General features: G+C 47.1%; 18 protein-coding genes and 4 tRNA genes. 15 read left to right on the top strand and 7 right to left on the bottom strand.

Features of this window, described 5'->3' with window-relative positions; genetic code table 11:
• Positions 1–48: 48 nt before the first annotated feature.
• Both syd and VOA_RS10890 read left to right on the top strand, forming a co-directional pair.
• Entirely contained in the window at positions 49–597 is a 549-nt protein-coding gene (syd, locus tag VOA_RS10885; RefSeq protein WP_000189084.1) for a SecY-interacting protein, read from the top strand.
• 1 nt (position 598) lies between these two features.
• Positions 599–1,375, top strand: coding sequence for a Zn-ribbon-containing protein (locus tag VOA_RS10890; protein ID WP_000289672.1), 777 nt, complete (start codon positions 599–601; stop codon positions 1,373–1,375).
• Positions 1,376–1,532: 157 nt separating this feature from the next.
• Here VOA_RS10890 and metQ read toward each other — a convergent pair whose 3' ends face one another.
• From metQ to metN, 3 genes are read right to left on the bottom strand one after another with little or no spacing between them, the layout of a single operon-like run.
• Entirely contained in the window at positions 1,533–2,342 is an 810-nt protein-coding gene (gene metQ, locus VOA_RS10895; protein WP_000672703.1) for a methionine ABC transporter substrate-binding lipoprotein MetQ, read from the bottom strand.
• 35 nt (positions 2,343–2,377) lie between these two features.
• Positions 2,378–3,055: a methionine ABC transporter permease gene (locus VOA_RS10900; protein ID WP_000009577.1), complete on the bottom strand. Its 678-nt coding sequence runs from the start codon at positions 3,053–3,055 to the stop codon at positions 2,378–2,380.
• Positions 3,045–4,079, bottom strand: coding sequence for a methionine ABC transporter ATP-binding protein MetN (gene metN / locus VOA_RS10905; protein WP_000569868.1), 1,035 nt, complete (start codon positions 4,077–4,079; stop codon positions 3,045–3,047). Before metN ends, VOA_RS10900 begins: the two co-directional genes overlap by 11 nt.
• Before the next feature lie 213 nt (positions 4,080–4,292).
• Here metN and gmhB point away from each other — a divergent pair, with 213 nt between their 5' ends.
• The 4 genes from gmhB to treC all read left to right on the top strand — a co-directional run bounded on the left by gmhB (position 4,293) and on the right by treC (position 9,350).
• Entirely contained in the window at positions 4,293–4,853 is a 561-nt protein-coding gene (gene gmhB / locus VOA_RS10910; protein ID WP_001108090.1) for a D-glycero-beta-D-manno-heptose 1,7-bisphosphate 7-phosphatase, read from the top strand.
• Between the two features lie 69 nt (positions 4,854–4,922).
• Entirely contained in the window at positions 4,923–5,873 is a 951-nt protein-coding gene (treR, locus tag VOA_RS10915; RefSeq protein WP_001080445.1) for a trehalose operon repressor TreR, read from the top strand.
• Between the two features lie 289 nt (positions 5,874–6,162).
• Positions 6,163–7,587: a PTS trehalose transporter subunit IIBC gene (gene treB, locus VOA_RS10920; RefSeq protein WP_000034049.1), complete on the top strand. Its 1,425-nt coding sequence runs from the start codon at positions 6,163–6,165 to the stop codon at positions 7,585–7,587.
• A gap of 77 nt (positions 7,588–7,664) precedes the next feature.
• On the top strand, positions 7,665–9,350 hold the full coding sequence (treC, locus tag VOA_RS10925; RefSeq protein WP_000091312.1) for an alpha,alpha-phosphotrehalase: 1,686 nt from the start codon (positions 7,665–7,667) through the stop codon (positions 9,348–9,350).
• A 121-nt stretch (positions 9,351–9,471) separates the two neighbouring features.
• On the opposite strand, the gene VOA_RS10930 is transcribed toward treC, so the two are convergent.
• From VOA_RS10930 to VOA_RS10945, 4 genes are all read right to left on the bottom strand, one after another.
• A tRNA-Tyr gene (locus tag VOA_RS10930) sits at positions 9,472–9,556 on the bottom strand.
• An 83-nt stretch (positions 9,557–9,639) separates the two neighbouring features.
• Positions 9,640–9,724, bottom strand: a tRNA-Tyr gene (locus tag VOA_RS10935).
• Between the two features lie 83 nt (positions 9,725–9,807).
• Positions 9,808–9,892: transfer RNA gene (locus VOA_RS10940), tRNA-Tyr, on the bottom strand.
• 85 nt (positions 9,893–9,977) lie between these two features.
• Positions 9,978–10,062, bottom strand: a tRNA-Tyr gene (locus VOA_RS10945).
• 284 nt (positions 10,063–10,346) lie between these two features.
• On the opposite strand from VOA_RS10945, the gene vexG reads away from it, so the two are divergent.
• The 9 genes from vexG to vpsF all read left to right on the top strand — a co-directional run bounded on the left by vexG (position 10,347) and on the right by vpsF (position 22,512).
• Complete coding sequence (gene vexG / locus VOA_RS10950) at positions 10,347–11,405, top strand: vibriobactin export RND transporter periplasmic adaptor subunit VexG (protein ID WP_032468180.1); 1,059 nt, start codon at positions 10,347–10,349, stop codon at positions 11,403–11,405.
• Entirely contained in the window at positions 11,405–14,515 is a 3,111-nt protein-coding gene (vexH, locus tag VOA_RS10955) for a vibriobactin export RND transporter permease subunit VexH (protein ID WP_000266723.1), read from the top strand. Before vexG ends, vexH begins: the two co-directional genes overlap by 1 nt.
• 338 nt (positions 14,516–14,853) lie before the next feature.
• On the top strand, positions 14,854–15,408 hold the full coding sequence (locus VOA_RS0117630) for a low molecular weight protein-tyrosine-phosphatase (protein WP_083806448.1): 555 nt from the start codon (positions 14,854–14,856) through the stop codon (positions 15,406–15,408).
• Between the two features lie 390 nt (positions 15,409–15,798).
• The gene (vpsA, locus tag VOA_RS10960; protein WP_000756752.1) at positions 15,799–16,917 is read left to right on the top strand and encodes a UDP-N-acetylglucosamine 2-epimerase (non-hydrolyzing) VpsA; all 1,119 of its coding nucleotides are present in this window, start codon (positions 15,799–15,801) and stop codon (positions 16,915–16,917) included.
• Between the two features lie 19 nt (positions 16,918–16,936).
• On the top strand, positions 16,937–18,178 hold the full coding sequence (gene vpsB, locus VOA_RS10965) for a UDP-N-acetyl-D-mannosamine dehydrogenase VpsB (protein WP_000491998.1): 1,242 nt from the start codon (positions 16,937–16,939) through the stop codon (positions 18,176–18,178).
• Positions 18,175–18,729 carry an exopolysaccharide biosynthesis acetyltransferase VpsC gene (gene vpsC / locus VOA_RS10970; RefSeq protein WP_000098191.1) on the top strand — a complete coding sequence of 185 codons (555 nt, stop codon included), beginning with the start codon at positions 18,175–18,177 and terminating at the stop codon, positions 18,727–18,729. The genes vpsB and vpsC overlap by 4 nt, the downstream gene beginning before the upstream one ends.
• Entirely contained in the window at positions 18,726–19,874 is a 1,149-nt protein-coding gene (locus VOA_RS10975) for a VpsD family glycosyltransferase (RefSeq protein ID WP_000756874.1), read from the top strand. Before vpsC ends, VOA_RS10975 begins: the two co-directional genes overlap by 4 nt.
• Entirely contained in the window at positions 19,871–21,280 is a 1,410-nt protein-coding gene (gene vpsE / locus VOA_RS10980) for an exopolysaccharide biosynthesis flippase VpsE (RefSeq protein WP_000562062.1), read from the top strand. Before VOA_RS10975 ends, vpsE begins: the two co-directional genes overlap by 4 nt.
• Complete coding sequence (gene vpsF, locus VOA_RS10985) at positions 21,277–22,512, top strand: exopolysaccharide biosynthesis protein VpsF (RefSeq protein ID WP_000140059.1); 1,236 nt, start codon at positions 21,277–21,279, stop codon at positions 22,510–22,512. The genes vpsE and vpsF overlap by 4 nt, the downstream gene beginning before the upstream one ends.
• Positions 22,513–22,564 lie beyond the last annotated feature (52 nt).

Genomic DNA, 22,564 nt, shown 5'->3' with positions numbered 1-22,564 from the left:
GTGCCAGTGTCATTAACGAGGCTGCGCAAACTCTACATGGAGATGATTATGACGCCAAGCGTTGTGCAAGCCTTAAGCGCATTCAGTCAGCGTTTTCTACAATATTGTGAACAGCAAACCGGTCAATTACCGGAAAATGACGAGTTAATCGGACTGGCTTCGCCTTGTGTGGCGGAAGAATTAGCCGATGCGGTTCGCTGGCGTTCCGTTAATCGTGAAGTGTGGGCGGATTTTAATAATGTCGAGCGGGCGATTGAACTAACGCTGCACGAGGATATTAAAGCGTTTTATGCCTGTCAGTTTAGTGCGGACATGCCAGCGCAGTGGCGAGGCCGTGAGCTGACATTGCTGCAAGTATGGAGTGAAGACGATTTCACGCGCTTGCAGGAGAACATTCTGGGTCATTTAGTTATGCAGCGTCGCTTAAAACAAAAACCAACGGTTTTTATTGCGACAACAGAGGATGAGATGTCGGTGATTGCCATTTGTAACCTGACGGGCAATGTGATCCTTGAGAAATTAGGAACAGCGCAGCGTGAAGTATTGACTGCCGATCTTGAGACGTTTTTAGAACAGCTTGAACCAAGGGTGAACTGAGATGTACGTGGTTGAGTTGGAATTTGAGTGTTTTGATAACACCACAATCAGCGCGGTCGATAAAGCGATTAATGGCTTGATGGATGCACTACGTTACAACGGGCAAGTGTTGGGACGCGAGTTTCCGATTGTGTTGGGTGAGGGCGTGTTTTACGTGCGCGCCGTATGCCCAGAAAAAGAGAGTTTGCACCCTAAATTCCATTCGGAATACGTTGAAGCTTGTGTTAGCCGTTTAAGTGATGCTTGTTTGCTTGCCCCGAAAGTACGTGTGCTCGGGTTAGACATTAATTCAGAACAAGCCGCGGAAGAGGAAATCCCTAGCTGGCAGGTGCTGTACACCACGTATGTGCATACTTGCTCACCTCTGCGCAGCGGTGAAACATTACTTCCGATCCCTTTGTATCGCAATCCGCCGACCTTTAATGGTGATCATAAAGCCGTGATCAAATGGCAAACCGAATGGCAAGCGTGTGATGAGTTGCAGATGGCAGGAGCGTGCAAAGCTGAACATGCTGCGCTGCATGAGATTTGCGATGTGGATAGTGATTTATTCCGTCGTGGTTGGGATTTACGTGGACGTATTGAATTTCTGACTAAAGTGCCAACCTATTACTATCAGTATCGGGTTGGAGGCAGTAGCCTTGCGCAAGAAAAAGCGCGTCTTTGCCCTAAGTGCGGCGGAGAGTGGTTGCTGGAAGAGCCACTGCACGACATCTTCCATTTTTGTTGTGAGCCGTGCCGGATTGTCTCCAATATTTCATGGGATCATCTGAAGTAGAGCGGGGAAGGAATCCGCATCCATCGCTTTTTCTTTGTATTAAAAAGCTATCGGTATTAAAAAGATCGCGGTAATAAAAAAGGTTGGCTTAGCGCCAACCTTTTCTGAATATATTTCAATGGTTTGTTTTTAAAGGCCGATGCTTGAAGTTAAGCCATTACCAACCCTTTACCGCGCCACCTTGGAAGATTTCTGAAGCAGCTTTAGCCACTTCATCTGTTTGGTAAGCTTTCTTGAAGTTTTGTACGTTTTCCGCGTTTACATTCGCTTCACGAGCTACCAGCAAGTTAACGTATGGAGACTCTTTGTCTTCAACGAAGATGCCGTCTTTTTCTGGCGTTAGGTTGATTGAACTCGCGTAAGTGGTGTTGATGATAGACAGAGCAACATCATCCAGTGAACGTGGCAGTTGAGCTGCATCCAATTCTAGGATCTCAAGTTTCTTTGGGTTCTCAACGATGTCACGTACGGTCGCCAGCAGGCCAACATCTTCACGAAGTTTAAGTAGACCTTGTTGTTGTAGCAGAAGCAGTGAGCGGCCTAGGTTAGTTGGGTCGTTTGGTACTGCAACGCGTGCACCTTCTTGGATCTCATCAACAGATTTAATTTGTTTTGAGTAGCCTGCGATTGGGTAGACAAAAGTGTTACCTACGATTGCCAGCTTGTAACCACGGTCAGCCACTTGCTTGTCCAGGTATGGTTTGTGCTGGAATGCGTTAGCATCGATAGAGCCGTCATCCAACGCTGCGTTTGGCGTTACGTAGTCGGTAAAGGTCACCAGTTCTACATCCAGATTGTATTTTTCTTTAGCAACTTTTGCTGCTACTTCAGCAACTTGTGCTTCCGCACCTGCCATAACACCAATTTTTACTTTGTTGTTATCGATCGCTTTCTCACCACAGCCAGCCAAAATCAGGGTTGAGGCAGCAGCTGCGATAGTCAGTAAACTTTTCAGGCTAAACTTCATGATGAACTCCTTGTTCAAAAAGGCTTTTGTTTTGCTTATCGATGATCAACGCGGCGTACCAACGCATCACCGATGGATTGGATAATTTGTACCAGCACAATCAGCATGACCACAGTCACCGCCATGATGGTGATGTCGTAACGGTGGAATCCGTAGCGGATTGCCACATCGCCCAGACCACCACCGCCAACGGTACCTGCCATGGCTGAGTAGCTGACCAATGTCACTAGAGTAATAGTGACTGAGTTTAAAATCGTGGGTAGCGCTTCAGGTAGCAGTACCTTACGAATGATTTGCAGTGGCGTCGCCCCCATTGATTGAGCGGCTTCCACCAACCCTGTCGGCACTTCGAGCAATGCGCTCTCAATTAAGCGTGCCACAAACGGAATCGCACCAATGGTGAGGGGAACAATCGCCGCAGTGGTACCGATAAAGGTACCGACAATCAGTTTGGTGACTGGAATAATCGCAACCATCAACACCAAAAATGGAACTGAGCGGCCAATGTTAACAATGGCACCGAGCACTCGATTGAGCGGTAGGTTTTCCAGCAATCCATCTTTTTTAGTGGTGTGTAGAATCACCCCAAGCGGAATACCCAGTGCAAAGCCAACCATGCCCGCAATCGCGACCATGTATAGAGTTTGCCATGTGGCCGTTAAAAGTAGGTCGCTGTTCAGCGCAAACCATTGTGCAATCGTATTAAAGGACATAACCCAGCACCTCTACTTTAACGTTGTTTTCACGCAGATAGTGAATTGCGGCCTCATCATCGTCTGCATTACCAAAAATTTCAGCCACCATCATGCCAAACTTCACTCCACCGGCGTAATCCAGATCTGAGCTGAGGATGCTGACATCGATGTTGTACTTACGAGCGATTTGCGTCATCAGTGGGGCATCCACTGTGGCTCCGGTGAATTCCAAACGCACCAGGGGATAACTCCCAGCTACGCGAGTTGGCTGCAGGCGAGCTTGGTAATCTTCTGGAATCGACAAATCTAAGGTTGAGCGGATGAATTGATGCGCCAACTCAGTTTTGGGGTGGGCAAAAATATCTCCGACCGTACCTTTCTCAACGAGTTCACCACCACCAATGATCGCCACTTCGTGACAAATGCTTTTTACCACATCCATTTCGTGAGTGATCAGCAAAATAGTTAAGTTGAGCTTACGGTTAATTTCTTTAAGCAGTTCCAGAATCGACTGAGTTGTGGCGGGGTCGAGCGCACTCGTGGCTTCATCACACAGCAGCACTTTAGGATTGCTTGCCAAAGCGCGTGCAATCGCCACGCGCTGTTTTTGGCCACCCGAAAGATTGGCTGGGTAACTATCCCGTTTTTCCGCAAGTCCCACCAGAGCCAGTAACTCCGTTACTTTGGTTTCGATGTGTTGCTGTGGCTTATTCGCTAATTCGAGCGGCAGAGCCACGTTTTCAAACACAGTGCGTGAAGAAAGCAGATTAAAATGCTGAAATATCATGCCGATGTTACGGCGAGCCGCGCACAACTGTTGATTGCTGAGTGTGGTTAAATCTACACCATCCACAATCACTTGGCCGCAGGTCGGTTTTTCCAGCATGTTGACACAACGGATCAGCGTACTTTTTCCGGCACCGGATGAGCCAATCACCCCAAAAATCGTGCCTTGCGGAATGAATAAATTGATGTCTTTCAGGGCGTGGATTTCTTTATCCCCCTGATAGAACACTTTATTTACGCTTTTAATCTCAATCATGTGCAACCTTGTACTGCGAGAGGCAGAATAATCTGTTGGCCTCTTTGTCAATTAGTAGTCGATGCTATGGGCTTGCTGAGTTTAAGTCAATAGATATTTTTACGTCTAGACGTCTAAATGGTTGTTGTGAATAGATGAGAAAGTAATTAGATAGTGATGAAAAAAATAAAGCATGCAATAATTCGTACAAAGTGACTTGAAAGAGATAGCATTTTGGCAAAACCAGCCGTATTTCTGGACCGTGATGGCGTGATCAACGTTGATCATGGTTATGTGCATGATGAGCACGATTTCCAATTCATTGAAGGTGTATTTGAAGCAACAGCGGCTTTGCAGCGCATGGGCTATCTACTGGTGTTGGTCACCAATCAGTCCGGCATTGCGCGTGGCAAATTCAGTGAAGAACGTTTCATCTCTCTCACTCAGTGGATGGACTGGAACTTTGCCGATAATGGCGTTGAATTTGATGGGATCTATTACTGTCCGCACCATGCTGAACACGGCATTGGGCAATATAAAGAAGAGTGTGATTGTCGTAAACCAAAGCCAGGTATGTTCTTCTCTGCGCGTGATTTCCTCAAGATCGATATAGCCAACTCGGTGATGGTTGGTGACAAAGCGGAAGATATGATGGCGGCGGAAGCGGCGGGCATCGGCACTAAGATTTTGGTGCGTACTGGTAAGCCTGTTACCGAGCAAGGTGAAGCCTTGGCGACTGTGGTGCTCGATAGTATTCGTGATGTACCGCATTATCTGCTGCGAGTGAAAAAGTAACAGTAAGGTCGCCTAAGCGACCTTATTTATCATTCCCCTTTTCTTATTGATGAATACCAAACACAGCACATGAATCGAAAACTGACCATTTTAGACATTGCTAGGCTCTCGGGCGTTGGGAAATCAACTGTCTCACGTGTGTTAACCAATGATCCTAAAGTGAAGCCTGAAACTCGCGCCAAAGTGGAGCAGGTGATTGCTGAGTCGGGTTACGTGCCTTCTAAGTCGGCACAAACCATGCGTAGTGGCAGCCAAAAAGTGGTGGGTGTCATCATTTCGCGTTTAGATTCCCCTTCCGAAAACAAAGCGGTCAGCACTATGCTGCAAGCCCTTTATGCTCACGGTTATGACGTAGTGATTATGGAGAGCCAATTTAGCCGCGAAAAGACCAACGCCCATTTGAAAGTGCTCGCTAAGCGGCAAGTGGATGGGGTGATTGTGTTTGGTTTTACGGATATTGACCATGATGCTTTGCTTAGTTGGCAGCATCGCTGTGTGCTTTTGGCAATGCACAGTGAAGAGATCTCCTCGATCAATTATGACAATGTTGGGGTGATTGAGCGTGCTTTACAACATCTAGCCCAAAAACAGCTACGTCATATCGCCTTTATTGGGGTGGATCCACGTGACAAAAACACCGGTGAGCTGCGCCTTAACGCGTATCTCAGTTGGTGTGCTCTGCATGGCATTGAAGCGAATTATCAAACCGGACAATTGCATCACGATAGTGCTTATCAGTTGGTGGATAAGGTATTGACTGAACAGACACAAGCGATTGTGTGTGCAAGCGATACTATAGCGCTTGGGGTGATTAAGCGACTGCAAGAGCGTCAACGTAATGATGTTGTCGTGACAGGGGTGGGTGGTAATGAGTTGCTCTCTTTCCTATTTCCGAAAGTGTTCAGTGTCGACCCTGGCTATCGCGAAGCGGGTAAACTGGCGGCTGATCTACTGATTGAGCAACTTTGTGGAACGCATGCAGAATGTGTTCACCTCACTCAGTCTCCCATTTCTCACTGATCGTTCCGTTCCTTTTTTGAATGAGTGAAAATAAGGTCGCTCATCCTAACCTATTAGCGTTGTTCTGCTCATGTGGATAAGCCTGTTTACGGCAGGCTTACAACAGCAATGCATTTACCTCTGTTTTACTACACTGAAATAATGAACAAAGAACGAACAGTGTGATCGCTTTCAATTTATGGGATTGTTCCCATTTTTATTTGTTATGTGTTGTGTCAATATCTCATTAATTGATTTGGGACTGTTCCCAACTGCTGCAGCATAACTATTCAATAGGGTGGACAAGGATATGAGTAAGATAGCGAAACAAGACGTTACGCGTCTTATCGAACTGGTGGGAGGCGAAGGTAATATCGCCAGTGTTACTCACTGTTTGACACGCTTACGCTTTGTGCTGAATCAGCCTGAATTGGCTGACAAAGCGGGTTTGGAAGCGCTTAGCATGGTGAAGGGCTGCTTTACCAATGCTGGGCAGTTTCAGGTGGTGATTGGCACCGAAGTCGATCAAGTCTACAAAATGCTGTTGGAACAGACGGGTAAGCAAGCGGCTTCAAAAGAGGATGCCAAAGTCGCGGCACGTCAAAACATGAATGTGCTGGAGCGTGGCATATCCCATTTGGCTGAAATTTTCGTGCCTCTGCTTCCTGCGATCATTACCGGCGGTTTGATCCTCGGTTTTCGAAATGTGATTGGCGACATTCGCATGTTTGATGGCAAAACGCTGACCGAAATCAGCCAGTTTTGGGCATCGGTCCATGCATTTTTGTGGCTGATTGGTGAAGCGATCTTCTTCTTCCTACCTGTCGGTGTTTGTTGGTCAACCGTGAAAAAACTTGGCGGTACGCCGATTCTCGGTATTACCCTTGGGGTTACCTTGGTTTCGCCACAGCTCATGAATGCTTACTTGATTGGTAAGCAAGTACCGGAAGTCTGGGACTTTGGATTGTTTGCGATTGAAAAAGTGGGCTATCAGGCTCAGGTTATCCCCGCAATTTTAGCTGGTGTGATGTTGGCTTTTATTGAGAACAATTTAAGACGTATCGTACCTTCCTATCTCTATCTGGTGGTGGTGCCATTTGTTTCGATTCTTGTCTCTGTAGTACTGGCTCATGCTTTGATTGGCCCGTTTGGACGCGTGATTGGTGATGGGGTGGCATTTGCAGCGAAAGCGGCAATGACCGGTGATTTTGCGGTGATTGGTTCGACCTTGTTTGGCTTCCTGTATGCGCCTTTAGTGATTACGGGGATTCACCACACCACCAACGCCGTGGATCTGCAACTGATGCAGGAATTGGGTGGTACACCGATTTGGCCTTTGATTGCCCTTTCAAACATCGCCCAAGCTTCAGCCGTGGTAGGTATCATTATCATCAGCAAAAAGCAGGGCGAGCGAGATATCTCAGTGCCAGCGGCAATTTCCGCCTACCTTGGGGTAACGGAGCCTGCGATGTACGGCATTAACCTGAAATACAAATTCCCTATGCTCAGCGCAATGATCGGCAGCGCTTTGGCTGCGGCTGTGTGTGGTAGTGCAGGTGTGATGGCCAACGGTATTGGTGTGGGCGGTTTACCCGGTATTCTTTCCATTCAACCGCAGTATTGGAGCATTTACCTGCTTGCTATGCTGATTGCGATAGTGGTACCCGCAGCATTGACTCTGCTCATGTACAAGCGCGCCCAGAATTCAGGCAAGCTGGCCGTGGCGAGTGCTTAACCTTCCCTATATTGGAGTGGTTATCACCACTCCTTTTCTTCGTTTTTGAGTCAATTTTTTGAGTAAGTGAGAGTTGTATGAGTCGCTCAGCCCAATCTATGCCTTGGTGGAAAACCGCGGCAATTTATCAAATTTACCCGAAAAGTTTTTGCGATAGTGGCGCAAAAGGCATCGGAGATCTGCAGGGCATTATCAGTAAACTTGACTATCTGTTGAAGCTTGGGATTGACGCTATTTGGCTGACGCCGATTTACCAATCTCCGATGATCGATAATGGTTATGACATTGCCGATTACTACGCGATCAATCCTGATTTTGGCACCATGCAGGATTTTGAACAGTTATTGAAAGAAGCGCATCGGCGCGGTATTCGTATCATCATGGATATTGTGGTTAACCACACTTCAACTGAGCACGCTTGGTTCCAGTCCGCGTTGGGTGATCGCAGCAGCCCTTATCGTGATTACTACATTTGGCACAAACCGGTTAACGGTGGTGTGCCGAATAACTGGCAATCCAAATTTGGTGGCAGTGCATGGGAGCTAGATGAAGCGACCGGTGAGTATTATTTGCATCTGTTTGCCAAACAGCAGGCTGATCTCAACTGGGAAAACCCGCAAGTTCGGGAAGAAGTCAAAAAAGTCATCCGCTTTTGGGCTGAAAAAGGCGTGGATGGCTTCCGGCTTGATGTGATTAATCTGATCTCCAAACAGCAAGATTTTGCGGATGATGAAACGGGCGATGGCCGCCGTTTTTACACCGATGGCCCGCGGGTGCATGAGTATCTGCAAGAGATCAGCCGTGATGTTTTTCAGCGTTATGGCAGCGTAACCGTGGGCGAAATGTCTTCAACTACCTTGGAACATTGCCAACAGTATTCCGCGCTGGATGGGCGAGAGCTTTCTATGGTGTTTAATTTTCATCATTTGAAAGTCGATTACCCAAATGGGGAAAAGTGGACCAATGCGCCATTTGATTTTCTGCAACTCAAGCAGATTTTCAATCATTGGCAAACGGGGCTGAATGGCAAAGGGTGGGGCGCACTGTTTTGGTGTAACCACGATCAGCCGAGGATTGTCAGTCGTTTAGCGAATGATCAGCAGTACCGAGTGGAATCTGCGAAAATGCTTGCGGCGACCATTCACCTGATGCAAGGCACACCTTATATCTACCAAGGTGAAGAGATTGGTATGACCAATCCGAGGTTTACCTCGATTAAGCAGTATCGCGATGTGGAAAGCATTAACATCCACCAGCTCATGATGCAACAGGGCCTGCCCGAAAGTGAAATGCTGGCGATTCTGGCACAAAAGTCCCGTGATAACTCTCGTACTCCTATGCAGTGGGATGCGAGTCGTCATGCCGGTTTTACTCGTGGCGAACCGTGGATTGATCTGGCGAGTAACTACTCTGATATTAACGCTCAAGCCGCTTTGGAAGATCCGCATTCGGTGTTTTACTTTTATCGCCGATTATTATCGCTGCGCAAAAAAGTTAAGGTGATCACCGATGGCGACTACACAGATTTGCTGCCCGATCATAAAGAGATATTTGCATATCAGCGCCGAAATCAGAAACAAGTGCTGATCTGTTTGAATAACTATTACGGTCACGAAGCGGAATGTGAATTACCCGAATTACCACTGGATGATGCGCTTTATTTACTGGGCAATTATTCAGGGATTGAGTTACAGCGTGTATTGGCGCACCAAGTGCTACGCCCATATGAGACACGCATCATTCTGATTGAGTCTCCCCTATAGGATTCAATCATCTTTCAGCCCCACATTGCTGGGGCTTTTTTCTTGATATTACATACAGGCAGGATAGCTGGATATTGGCTAGAAACAAAAAAGCCAACTCAATGAGCTGGCTTTCTGTATATGGTGGAGGGGGACGGATTCGAACCATCGAAGGCGGAGCCGGCAGATTTACAGTCTGCTCCCTTTGGCCACTCGGGAACCCCTCCAGGGTGTTTTCTTTTCACTGCTGAAAAGACTTAACTGATGTTTTCCCAACGCATCAATCAAGGGTTTCTCTTGCGAGAGAATATGGTGGAGGGGGACGGATTCGAACCATCGAAGGCGGAGCCGGCAGATTTACAGTCTGCTCCCTTTGGCCACTCGGGAACCCCTCCAGGGTGTTTTCTTTTCTCTACTGAAAAGACTTAACTGACGTTTTCCCAACGCATCAATCAAGGGTTTCTCTTACGAGAGAATATGGTGGAGGGGGACGGATTCGAACCATCGAAGGCGGAGCCGGCAGATTTACAGTCTGCTCCCTTTGGCCACTCGGGAACCCCTCCAGGGTATTTTTCTTTTCACTGCTGAAAAGACTTAACTGACGTTTTCCCAACGCATCAATCAAGGGTTTCTCTTACGAGAAGAATATGGTGGAGGGGGACGGATTCGAACCATCGAAGGCGGAGCCGGCAGATTTACAGTCTGCTCCCTTTGGCCACTCGGGAACCCCTCCAGGGTATTTTCTTTTCACTAACTGAAAAGCTTAACCGATGTTTTCCCAACACATCGCTTAAGTGCGGAGCGCATCTTATCAAACTCGCTCCCTCTGTAAACACTTTTTTTAGCAAATTGAATCGAATGCTGTCTTTTTGGGCAAAGATGCAAATAATTGAGCATTTTAGCTGCTTAAGTCACAGCGCTCCTTACACTTTTACTGGCAATCTTTACGTTCCTTGACGTTCAAGTTGCGTATAACTCGCTACAATATAAACAGATTTTTAGACATTAAGCCAAATCATGAACAAACACACTCTAGTTTCATTGACACTATTGACGGTGCTGATGCACAGCGCCGTGCTATCTGCCAAAGAACCGAGCCAGCCGCCAGCGATTTCTGTGGTCACTGAACAGGTTCAATCTCATCAAATTTCACAGTCACTCTCTTTAGTTGGCAAGCTCAAAGCACAGCAGTCAGTGGAAATAGCCTCAGAGGTGACGGGTAAAGTTAACATGATTGCGGTGCAAGCAAATCAGCAAGTCAAAAAAGGTCAGCTGTTGATTCAGTTGGATGACGACAAAGCTCAAGCTGCATTAGTCGAAGCAAAAGCTTATTTGCTCGATGAGCAGCGTAAACTGACGGAATACGAGCGCTTGCTAAAACGTAACGCGATCACTCCTACGGAAATTGATGCGCAGCGTGCTCGCGTGGAAATTGGTCAAGCAAGATTGAATGCAGCGCAAGCCAATTTAGCTGATTTGCATATTGCCGCACCTTTTGACGGTACGGTCGGTTTTATCGATTTTAGCCGTGGTAAGTGGGTGAGTGCGGGGGCTGAGCTGCTGACGCTGGATAATTTGGGTTTGATGCAGCTCGATTTACAGATTCCAGAACGTTATCTGCCGCAGCTTAGCAAAGGCATGAAGGTACTAGGCAGCAGTGAGGCTTGGCCCAATCGTCAGTTTGAAGGCTCGGTGGTTGCCGTGGATTCACGCATTAGTCAGGAAACGCTGAATTTGCGAGTGCGCGTCAATTTCCCCAATCCAGAACAATATTTAAAACCGGGTATGCTGATGTCTGCTCGCATTAATTTTCCCGCGATCGACGCGCCGATCATTCCTGTTCAAGCTTTAGAGTATTCGGGCACTAAGCGTTTTGTGTTCGTGATTGGCGAGGACAATGTTGCTCAGCGTCGTGAAGTTAGCCTCGGTGCTCGGGTAGAGAATCAAGTTGTGATTGAGAAAGGTTTGGCGATTGGCGAAAAAATTGTCGTCCAAGGTATCGTCAATATGCGTGACAACGCACGAGTCAGCGAAGTGACAGTAGAAGGGCGTCCGCTGAAGAAGGATGACAAATAATGTGGTTGTCGGATGTTTCGGTTAAACGCCCTGTCGCGGCGTTAGTGCTGAGTATGTTGCTGTGCGTGTTTGGTGTAGTGTCATTTACCAAACTTGCCGTACGTGAAATGCCGGATATTGAAAGCCCTGTAGTTTCAGTCTCGACCCGTTATCAAGGGGCATCGGCCACTATTATTGAAAGCCAAATTACCAGTGTGTTGGAAGACCAACTGGCTGGCATTAGCGGGATTGATGAAATCACCTCGGTGAGCCGCAATGGCATGTCGCGCATCACGGTGACGTTTGAACTCGGTTATGATTTAAACACCGGGGTGAGTGATATTCGTGACGCCGTGGCAAGGGCGCAGCGTTCACTGCCTGAAGAGGCGGATGATCCGCAGGTGTTCAAAAATAACGGCTCAGGGCAGGCTTCGGTCTACATCAATCTTAGTTCCTCAGAGATGGATCGCACCCAACTGACCGATTACATTGAACGAGTGTTGCTCGACCGTTTCAGTTTGATCTCGGGGGTAAGCTCAGTCGATGTCTCAGGAGGTTTGTACAAGGTGATGTATGTGCGTATAAAGCCAGAGTTGATGGCTGGGCGCGGCGTCACCACCAATGATATTTCTGATGCCCTCAATAAAGAGAATATTGAAAGCCCAGGAGGACAGGTACGCAACGATTCAACCGTGATGTCGGTGCGGACGGCGCGCAGTTATCAATCGCCGGAAGATTTTGAATATCTGGTGGTGAAGAGGGCCAGTGATGGTACCCCGATTTATCTTAAAGATGTTGCTGATGTGTTTATTGGTGCGGAAAACGAGAATTCGACCTTTAAGAGCGATGGCATCGTCAACGTGAGCATGGGGATTGTGCCGCAATCGGATGCAAATCCGCTAGAAGTGGCGAAGCGCGTACATCAAGAAGTGGATAAGGTTCAGCAGTTTTTGCCGAAAGGGACACGCTTAGCCATCGATTATGACTCAACGGTATTTATTGAGCGCTCAATCAGCGAGGTTTATAGCACTCTGTTTGTGACCGGAGGGTTAGTGATTTTAGTGCTGTACATCTTTATTGGTCAGCTACGTGCTACGTTAATCCCTGCGGTGACGGTTCCTGTTTCTCTTATCTCCGCTTTTATGGCGGCTTATTACTTTGGTTTTTCGATCAACCTGATCACCTTAATGGCGCTGATCTTGTCGATTGGTCTGGTGGTGGATGATGCCATTGTGGTGGTGGAGAATATTTTCCATCATATCGAACGGGGGGAAAAACCACTGCTGGCCGCTTATAAAGGTACCCGTGAAGTGGGTTTTGCGGTTATTGCAACCACGTTGGTGTTGGTGATGGTGTTTCTGCCGATCTCGTTTATGGATGGAATGGTCGGACTGCTGTTTACCGAGTTTTCGGTACTGCTTGCGATGGCGGTGATTTTCTCCTCTCTCATTGCGCTGACTTTGACGCCCGTGCTTGGCAGTAAACTGTTGAAAGCCAATGTGAAACCAAGCCGTTTTAATCTGTTTATCGATCGATTGTTTGCAGGGCTTGAGTCCGGTTATCGCAAAATAGTGAGCCGAGCGATTCGTTGGCGCTGGGCGGCTCCTGTTATTATTGCGGCTTGTATCGGTGGAAGCTATGGTTTGATGCAGTTGGTGCCAGCGCAGCTCACCCCTTCCGAAGATCGCGGAGTGATTTTTGCCTTTGTGCGTGGGGCAGATGCGACCAGTTATAACCGTATGGCTGCCAATATGGATCTGGTCGAGCAGCGTTTGATGCCATTATTAGGGCAAGGTTTCTTGAAATCATTCAGCATTCAGTCGCCTGCTTTTGGGGGCAATGCTGGTGATCAAACTGGCTTTGTGATCATGATACTGGATGACTGGAATGAACGCAGTGTCACGGCACAAGAAGCGCTAGGCCAAGTACGTAAAGCTCTGGCTGGAATTCCTGATGTTCGAGTGTTTCCTTTTACGCCAGGTTTTCGAGGTGGTTCGAGCGAGCCGGTGCAATTTGTGCTCGGTGGTTCGGATTACTCTGAGCTGAAAACGTGGGCTGAAAAGTTAGAAGCAGAAGCTGAGAAATCGCCGTTTATGACCGGAGCGGATATCGATTACTCGGAAAAAACGCCCGAGTTGGTGGTGAGCATCGATAAACAACGCGCGGCAGAATTAGGGATCAGTGTGCGCTCGATCTCTGACACCTTGGAAGTCATGCTTGGCGGTAAAAAAGTCACGACCTTTGTGGAGCGTGGTGAAGAGTATGATGTGTATCTGCGTGGCGATGAAAACAGCTTTAACAATGCTGCCGATTTAAGCCAGATTTACATGCGTACATCTACGGGGGAACTGGTGACGCTCGACACCGTAACACGTATTGATGAAGTCGCTTCGGCAATTCGTTTGGCGCACTACAACAAGCAGAAGGCGGTCACTGTGACGGCCAACCTTGAAACAGGTTACACCTTAGGTCAAGCGCTTGATTTTCTAGATCAAAAAGCCATAGAGATGTTACCTAGCGACATTTCAGTGAGTTACTCCGGTGAATCGAAAGATTTTAAAGAGAATCAATCGAGTGTAGCGATCGTGTTTGCTTTGGCACTGTTGGTGGCGTATCTGGTGCTGGCTGCCCAGTTTGAAAGCTTTATCAACCCATTGGTGGTGATGCTCACCGTACCTATGGGGGTGTTTGGTGGCTTCCTTGGTCTGTTTGTGATGGGGCAGGGGATGAACATCTACAGCCAGATCGGCATGATCATGCTGATTGGTATGGTAACCAAAAACGGTATCTTGATTGTTGAATTCGCAAACCAACTGCGCGATCGCGGTGTTGAGTTTGAAAAGGCGATTATTGATGCTTCTGCACGCCGTTTACGCCCGATTTTAATGACGGCGTTTACTACCTTGGCGGGCTCGATTCCTCTCATTGTGTCGACAGGAGCGGGCTATGAAAGCCGGATTGCGGTAGGTACAGTCATTTTCTTTGGGATGGGATTTGCCACTTTAGTCACTTTGCTCGTTATTCCTGCCATGTATCGGCTGATTTCAGGCTCCACACAAGCCCCAGGCCATGTTGAAGCTGAACTAAACCATGAGCTACAGCAAAGTGTTAAAGGTCGCGCTCAACACTAACCCTTCTACACCCACCACGGGTTATGGTGGTGGGTTTTCCCCCCTCTTCTTAGTGTATCTCTTTGAAACCAAAACAGTCTTGATGCTTCCTATATGCACGTGATGTGCAATACATAGTGACACAACATGTCAAGTATCATGTCTAAGTAAATATTCGTTGTCGTAATTTTGATTCAGAAAATCGTCTTTTAATACTAATGAAATAGATAAAACTACAGTTATTTTACTGCTTTAGTTCTAATTAATATCCAACTCACTTATGAGACATACATTATTGGTAAGCTTAGGTTAATCTGATAATGAGTTGATTGCTTATTGGTTTAACTAGGGTAGTAATTATGCATCTTGTGTCATCTTTGAACGCTAATCCTTTATCTGTACTTGTCGTATGTACAGGGAATTTATGTCGTTCGCCAATGGCAGAGATTATTTTGCGTGAAAAGATTCTTCAGAAAAAGATGAATATTCATGTGAGTAGTGCTGGGACAAGAAAAATGGCAGGAATAAAACATCCTGATGAAAAAGCGCTGCAAACAGTACAGGAATATGGCTACCTAACGAGTAAAGATTCGATTAGACAGATAACCAAACAAGATTTTATTGAACATGATTTTATTTACGCGATGGATAGAGCCAATTTCGCGGATTTGATCGACCTTTGCCCAGTGGAACATAAAAACAAATTAAGTCTCTTCTTGAGCATTGCTCCTCGTCAGGAAAAAGAAGTGCCAGATCCGTATCGGCGTAGTCGCGCGGTTTTTCAACAAACCGCATCCCTAATTGAAGCTGGCGCTGAAGCACTCGTTTGTCATTGGCAGCAACAAGGCTTAGGGATGGATAAGGGCTATCAAATTCATCAAGAAGCCATCATGCCGCATGATGCGATAAGGTAATTGAAGTGACGAGATGTCTTATTGAAATCAACTAAATCCCAAAGTGTCAACTCAATGATTATAAGAATAAGACATTCTAAACTAAGGAATTAAATTAAGGTCTGTTTATAGGAAATAATGATAAGGATTTTATCTTTATTTGTAAGTAGAGTTTTTATTAAACGAGTTTCATTTGTTCAGTGGCGTTAATAACTGTCAGTGCCGTAGAAAAGAAAACGTTGAAATATTCTTGCAATCGGCATGGATCAAATTAATTAGAAAGCCACTCTAACGCGAAATAAATTAGTGTTTGCTTATGTATGTGCCTTATTTAAAGGGGTACGGGTTTTTTGTTGCCTGAGTTTAATGGAATTCATGTTTGAAGAGCATGTTTGAAGAGGATGGTGGGACATGAAAAAGGTTCTAATCGTATTTGGTACGCGCCCTGAAGCTATCAAGATGGCGCCGCTAGTAAAGCAGCTTGAACAAGACCATCGATTTGTGATGAAAGTCTGTGTGACAGGGCAGCACCGTGAAATGTTGGATCAAGTGCTGGAGCTTTTTGCGATCACACCGGATTTTGACCTCAATATTATGGAGCCGGGGCAAACCTTAAGTGGTGTGACGAGCAAAATTTTGCTCGGTATGCAGCAAGTGTTGAGTGATGAAAAGCCCGATATCGTTTTGGTGCATGGTGATACCGCAACCACTTTTGCAGCATCGTTAGCGGCATATTATCAACAGATCCCTGTCGGACATGTCGAAGCAGGGCTGAGAACCGGCAATATTTACTCACCTTGGCCTGAAGAGGGGAATCGTAGACTGGCTGCGGTGCTCACCGAATACCATTTTGCGCCGACAGAAACCTCTCGCGCTAACTTACTGCAAGAAAACTATCACCCAGAGAAAATTTTTGTGACGGGCAATACCGTCATTGATGCCTTGCTGACGATTCGCGACAAAATCCGCGTGGATGCTGATTTACAGGCCACCTTAGATAGCCAGTTTCCGATGCTCGATGCGAGTAAAAAACTGATTTTAGTGACTGGGCATCGCCGTGAGAGCTTTGGTGGCGGTTTTGAACGTATCTGCCAAGCTTTATTGAGTACCGCCGAGCAACATCCTGAGTGCCAGATTCTTTATCCCGTGCATCTGAATCCTAATGTTCGTGAGCCGGTGAACAAGCTTTTGAAAGGCGTTGACAATATTGTGCTGATTGAACCGCAACAGTATCTGCCTTTTGTGTATCTGATGGATCGGGCGCACATCATTTTGACTGATTCTGGCGGTATTCAAGAAGAAGCCCCTTCACTAGGCAAACCCGTGTTAGTGATGCGCGAAACAACGGAAAGGCCTGAGGCGGTTGCGGCAGGTACGGTGAAATTGGTCGGTACAGACCAACAACAAATTTGTGATGCGTTGAGCTTACTGCTGACCGATCCACTGGCTTATCAAACGATGAGCCAAGCGCATAACCCTTATGGGGATGGTCAAGCATGTCAGCGTATTGCGGACATTTTAGCGAAATAGATTCATCGGGGGATGAAAGATGTTTAGTAAAGTTTCAGTGATTGGCTTGGGCTATATCGGTTTGCCTACTGCTGCTGTATTGGCTTCACGTGGTTTGGATGTGGTTGGGGTCGATGTGAATGCCCATGCGGTTGACACTATTAATAAAGGCGAAATTCATATTGTTGAGCCTGATTTAGATATCGTGGTGCGCAGTGCAGTAATGACAGGCAAGCTCAAAGCCACCTTAACTGCAGAGCCGGCGGATGCTTTTTTGGTTGCGGTACCCACTCCATTTAAAGGTGATAATCACGAGCCAGATCTGAGTTATATCGAAGCGGCAGCAAAAACTATTGCTCCAGTGCTTGCCAAAGGTAATTTGGTGGTATTGGAAAGCACTTCGCCAGTCGGAACAACAGAAAAAATGGCGCAGTGGCTTGCTGAAGCGCGTCCAGATCTGACTTTTCCACAGCAAAAAGGCGTGGCTGCGGATGTGAAAATCGCTTACTGCCCAGAGCGTGTGTTACCCGGCTATGTACTGCAAGAGTTGGTGAGTAACGATCGCGTGATTGGTGGAGTCAGTAAAGCCTGTAGCGAAAAAGCAGTTGCGTTGTACAAAACCTTTGTTAAAGGCGAGTGTATTGTGACCAACGCGCGTACGGCAGAAATGGCGAAGCTGACCGAAAACTCCTTCCGTGACGTCAATATCGCGTTTGCCAATGAGCTATCTCTGGTGTGTGACAAGTTAAAAATCAACGTGTGGGAGCTGATCCGCCTTGCTAACCGCCATCCACGCGTGAGCATTCTCAACCCAGGCCCTGGTGTGGGTGGACACTGTATTGCAGTTGATCCTTGGTTTATCGTGAACAGTTGCCCAGATGAGGCTCAATTAATCCGTACCGCGCGTGAAGTGAATGATGGCAAACCGCATTGGGTGGTTGATCAAGTCAAACAAGCGGCGGATCAATTTAAAAAGCCGATCATTGCTTGCCTTGGCTTGGCGTTTAAAGCGGATATTGATGATTTGCGTGAAAGCCCTGCAATGGAAATCACTAAACAATTGGCAAAAGAGCAAATTGGGCAGTTGGTGGCAGTGGAGCCTAACATTCGTGAACTTCCCGCCAAATTGGTTGAGCAAGGTATTGAGTTAGTCTCTTTTGAACGTGCGATGGAGTTCGCTAACATTATTGTTGTGTTGGTGGATCACAAAGAGTTCAAAGCTGCAGACAAAACCGAGTTTGCCAAAAAAGTGGTGATTGATACCCGAGGAGTGGTGGCATGAGTTCACCTTGGGTGCTGATCAAAGCCGATCTGTATCGGCATACCGGTCGAGTGAGTGTTGGGCTAGTGGTAAAAAATCTCCTGCTCAATGCTGGCTTTGCCTACATGTTCTGGTTTCGGCTTTGCCGAAGCCGGAATGTGCTGATCCGCACCGTGGCTCGTCTTATGCACCGTATGCTGTCGGTACGTTATCAAATCCAATTACCGAAAGAGACCCAAGTGGGGCCGGGGCTGTACCTCGGGCATGCTACTGGCGTCATTGTGAACAGCACGGCCACCATTGGAGCCAATTGCAATTTAAGTCCGTTTACGGTGATTGGCTCGAACCAAGGTAAAGCGGCCACGATTGGCGATCAGGTCTACATCGGGCCACATGTGTCGATTGTTGAAAATATCACAATTGGTGATGGTGCTTTGATTGGTGCTGGGGCTGTAGTCATCCGTGATGTGCCTGCTAACACCGTGGTGGTCGGGAATCCGGGGCGTGCGCTCAATACTCAGAGTGATCAAGCTTATATCCGCTATCCGGTACCGCAGGAAATGCAGCCATGAAGAAAGTGTTACTCATCATGCCTCTTTCCACCTTGAATTGGGGTGAAAAAAATCTGGGTGGTGTGGATTCGGTGTGTCAAATGTTGGTGCGCCAACTGGCCACAAAAGAGCGTCCATATCGCTATCGAGTGTTAGCCTTTGACCCACTGAATCAGCACGATTACAGCGGTGAGGTGGTTTATCTCTCGGAAAGTATTGAAGTGGTGGTGTGTCCATTACGTGAAAAACGTTTTGGGTTGCCTCTACCTAGTCTCATTTCGGGGTGGCTGCGGATCCAAGAGCAGCTGCGAGTTTTTCAACCGGATCTGGTGCATGCTCACTTAAACAGTTGGATGCTGGGGATAGGTGGTAAGGCTTGCAAGGTTTTGACGCTGCACTCTTACCGCAAAATTGCACGTAAGTCTGTTTCCAAACTCAATGATTTTCTTTATGAGCAAGTCATTCCTTGGGTGAGCGATTTTTCTGTCGATGCCTATACTTGTGTCGGAGAAGAGCTGCACCAAGCGTTACAACCTTGGACTGATAAGCCGATTGAAGTGATTGGCAATCCGGTGAGTTCCGAATACTTCGCGTCTCATACTGAGTTCCAGTTGTTTACCAATTCGGGTGTGAATTTAGTGACTTGCGCACTGATCACGCGCCGCAAACGGATTGAGCGAGCCATTCTCTTATTGCGTGAACTTAAGCAGCGTGGCCACGCAGCGACCTTGCGCATTATTGGCCCCAACATGGATTCTGCCTACTATGCCCAATTGCAACAGTTGGTAGAAGAGAGTGAGCTTGAACAACAGGTAAGTTTTCTTGGCCAGCTCAATCAACGCGAGATAGTGCAACAGTATCAGCAAGCCGATGTGGGGGTGTTTACTTCGGCCCAAGAAACGTTTGGTTTAGCCCCATTGGAAATGTTGGCAGCCGGTTTGCCATTAATCAGCACGCCAGTGGGAATTTTAGGTGAACGCCAACAAGAGTTTGCCAAACTGGGGGTGGTGTTTATGCAAGAAGGTGATGAAGCCATGATTGCGGAGCATATTGATGAGATCAAAATGTCGGATACCCAAGCCGCCCAAGCGTATTTACGTGATCAGTTTGCAGTAGAGAATGTGATTGAGCATTACCAGAGCTTATATCGAGAGGTGCTGAGTTGATTGCCAGCCTACTCAAATATGCCCCAGTTCAAGTGTTCTCCGCTCTGAGTGTTTTTGTGTTGATCGCGATTCAAACTCGCTTTTTATCGCCACAAAACTATGGGGTGTTGGCGGTTGCTATGGTGATTTTAGAGTTGGTGCGTGCTTTTAGTACCCAGTGGCTCAACACCTCTATGTTACGTCTCTATCCAGCCTATTCAGCACAAGAACAACAAGAGTTGGTGCAATCCATTTCTTTAACCGCACTGCTGGGATCGTTGATTGGCTTTTTGGTGATTGCAGTGGCTTTGTATGCCTATCAGCAGTTGAGTGGTTCACTGCTACTGGTGTTGTGTGCTCTGTTGTTCGTGAAATCGCTGTTTCAATATCAATTGGAGTTAAGTCGGCTGACGGAGCGGTTGAGCATTTATCGCCAAGCTACTTTATTGCAATCTGTCGCTTCGGTGGTGATTTCGCTATTGCTGCTGTTTTTTTCGGCAACGATGGAATCGGCACTGTTGGCGTTAACCTTGAGTTATGGTATCGGCGCTCTGGTACTAGGTTCTCCGAGCCAGCCTAAATGGCATGTCTCAATGTTAAAACGTTTGTTTGCCTATGGTGTACCGATCATGCTCGCGGGTGGGATCAGTGTGCTCGGTGGTCGAGTGGATCGGTTGTTCATCGCCCATTTTAGTGGGATGAATGAAACCGGCATTTATGCCGCGCAGGCCAATTTATTGATGGGTGTACTGGGTTTAGTATTCATGGTGATCTCTGTTCCGCTTTATCCCAATCTGGCCAAGTGCACGGAAGATCGCTCTATGTTGCTGCGGCAGCACCAAACTTACCTTCATTTACTGCTGACGTTGACGGTTCCGGCACTGCTTGGCGTAGGCTTATTGCAAGAGGAAATCATCACGCTCTTTTTAGGTCAGCAGTATTTAAGTGGTTCTACTGCGCTATTTTGGGTTCTCGCGTTGGCTATCTTCCTGATCAATTTTAAAGGCCACTATCTGGATCATGGCTTACAGTTTTTGTTGCAGACTCGCCGACTCCTTTGGGTTTCTGTTGTGGGGTTGCTCGCTAGCCTCATGCTGTTGCCTGTGATGCTAAATCAATTTGGAATGATGGGCGCTGCGCTGACGTTGCTGTTGGTCAGCAGCTTGGTAGCCGTGTTGTCCTTCATCAGTTCATGGCGTGCAGGCTATCGTTATGGGATGGGGAGTGATGGTGTCAAGGCATTGTTTTCCGCGTTGGTCATGGGGTTTTATCTGTATGAAATCAAAAAATTATCGTTTGTGAGTAACCCTATTTGGGCGCTGGTTTTTTATGTTGCCTCATCGGTTTTTTTGTATGGCGTGAGTTTGTGGATCTTGAATGCTTTTAATGCCCGTCATCGATTTTTTTCATTGTGGAGGTTGAGTTGACCGAGCGTATTCTTACTCGCTGGATGATGTTAACCATACTCAGTGCATTTCTGCTTGGGGCTTATCTGCTTGAGAATTTGGGCATTCAATATGTTTCTGAAGGCGGAAATCCACTCATAAAAATCCATCTTTACTCTTATTTGAGTATGGGGGCTTTTGCGCTGTTGGCTGTACGTGTGGGTTACTGGGGGCTGATTAAGCCTTTGCAAAGCGTTAAAAAAGCTTGGTTGTTCGCCATGTTTTCCATGCTCGCCGTCATTGTGTACGGATTCATGCGTTTTGGCACCTCAGGGTTGGCATATTTGGTTGATACGATTTTGATCCCTTTACTGTTGGTGCCACTCATCATTCGTTTGTCGGAGGAGAGTAAAGCGCAACTGCTGGCTTTTGTTGGGTATCTGCTGTTTCTGAATGCCTGTATTGCGATTTTGGAATTTATTTTGGGACAGAGTGTGGTGGCGGTTGAGATTGGCAGTTTTGCCTTTTTCCGCTCAACGGCCTTTCTGGCCCACCCCCTTAACAACGCCTTGATCACTGCTGCACTCACCCCGATTTTGATGCGCTATACGCGAATTCCAGCTGCGTTATATGTGTCGGTGATAATGTTGGCTTTATTTGCGTTTGGTGGCCGAGCGGCGTTGGGGATTTTCTTGCTCGGGATTGGCTTAATGGCACTGCCTCAACTGCGCGACTTTTTAGGTAAAGGGGTACGTTATCACAAGTTGAAGTTCGCTTATCTACAAGCCTTGGTTTACTTCTCGGTGATCGCGGTGTTGCTGATCTTGGTGCTGAGCCCGATTGGTGACCGCATTTTGTCTAAGCTTTACATCGATACCAGTGCTGAAGCTCGGTTTGATGTGTTTATTTTGCTTGAGCAGTTGTCGGTGCAGGAGTGGTTATTCGGAGCTTCTCAAGGTTTGCTCAATGACATTGCCTTTTATATTGGCATCAATGTGGTTGAAAACTACCTGATCGGTTGGGTGCTGAATTTTGGGATTTTGGGTTGCTTGGGCCTGCTATTGGCTACCTATCTTGTACCTCTCACGTTGGTGTTTCGCCAAGCGTTGCCTAGCCAAATCGCATTGCTGAGTTTTATGTTGATCTCTATGACCAACAATGCACTCACGGTAAAAACTCCAGCTTTGATGCTGTTGGTTGTGATGCTGACTTGCGGTTATCGCCTTCCGGAGCGTTCATCGGCGAAATCCTTGGTGAGCGAGTCAGTGGGTTAGCCCATCTATCCGTTGGGGATCTGCCTTTTAGGACATGGTTTTTAGGAATAAA

Origin of the sequence: Vibrio sp. RC586 (genome assembly GCF_000176715.1) — a bacterium.
Taxonomy (GTDB): Bacteria; Pseudomonadota; Gammaproteobacteria; order Enterobacterales; family Vibrionaceae; genus Vibrio.
The sequence above is the reverse complement of the archived record's forward strand: the minus strand, read 5'-3'. Positions and strand labels throughout refer to the sequence as shown.

Coding starts and splice junctions, on each gene's coding strand:
- VOA_RS10975 (WP_000756874.1), top strand. CDS start 18,726: ATGAAGAAAGTGTTACTCATCATGCCTCTTTCCACCTTGAATTGGGGT.
- vpsA (WP_000756752.1), top strand. CDS start 15,799: ATGAAAAAGGTTCTAATCGTATTTGGTACGCGCCCTGAAGCTATCAAG.
- VOA_RS0117630 (WP_083806448.1), top strand. CDS start 14,854: ATGCATCTTGTGTCATCTTTGAACGCTAATCCTTTATCTGTACTTGTC.
- VOA_RS10900 (WP_000009577.1), bottom strand. CDS start 3,055: ATGTCCTTTAATACGATTGCACAATGGTTTGCGCTGAACAGCGACCTA.
- treC (WP_000091312.1), top strand. CDS start 7,665: ATGAGTCGCTCAGCCCAATCTATGCCTTGGTGGAAAACCGCGGCAATT.
- metQ (WP_000672703.1), bottom strand. CDS start 2,342: ATGAAGTTTAGCCTGAAAAGTTTACTGACTATCGCAGCTGCTGCCTCA.
- VOA_RS10890 (WP_000289672.1), top strand. CDS start 599: ATGTACGTGGTTGAGTTGGAATTTGAGTGTTTTGATAACACCACAATC.
- treR (WP_001080445.1), top strand. CDS start 4,923: ATGAATCGAAAACTGACCATTTTAGACATTGCTAGGCTCTCGGGCGTT.
- vexH (WP_000266723.1), top strand. CDS start 11,405: ATGTGGTTGTCGGATGTTTCGGTTAAACGCCCTGTCGCGGCGTTAGTG.
- treB (WP_000034049.1), top strand. CDS start 6,163: ATGAGTAAGATAGCGAAACAAGACGTTACGCGTCTTATCGAACTGGTG.
- vpsC (WP_000098191.1), top strand. CDS start 18,175: ATGAGTTCACCTTGGGTGCTGATCAAAGCCGATCTGTATCGGCATACC.
- syd (WP_000189084.1), top strand. CDS start 49: ATGACGCCAAGCGTTGTGCAAGCCTTAAGCGCATTCAGTCAGCGTTTT.
- vpsB (WP_000491998.1), top strand. CDS start 16,937: ATGTTTAGTAAAGTTTCAGTGATTGGCTTGGGCTATATCGGTTTGCCT.
- metN (WP_000569868.1), bottom strand. CDS start 4,079: ATGATTGAGATTAAAAGCGTAAATAAAGTGTTCTATCAGGGGGATAAA.
- vexG (WP_032468180.1), top strand. CDS start 10,347: ATGAACAAACACACTCTAGTTTCATTGACACTATTGACGGTGCTGATG.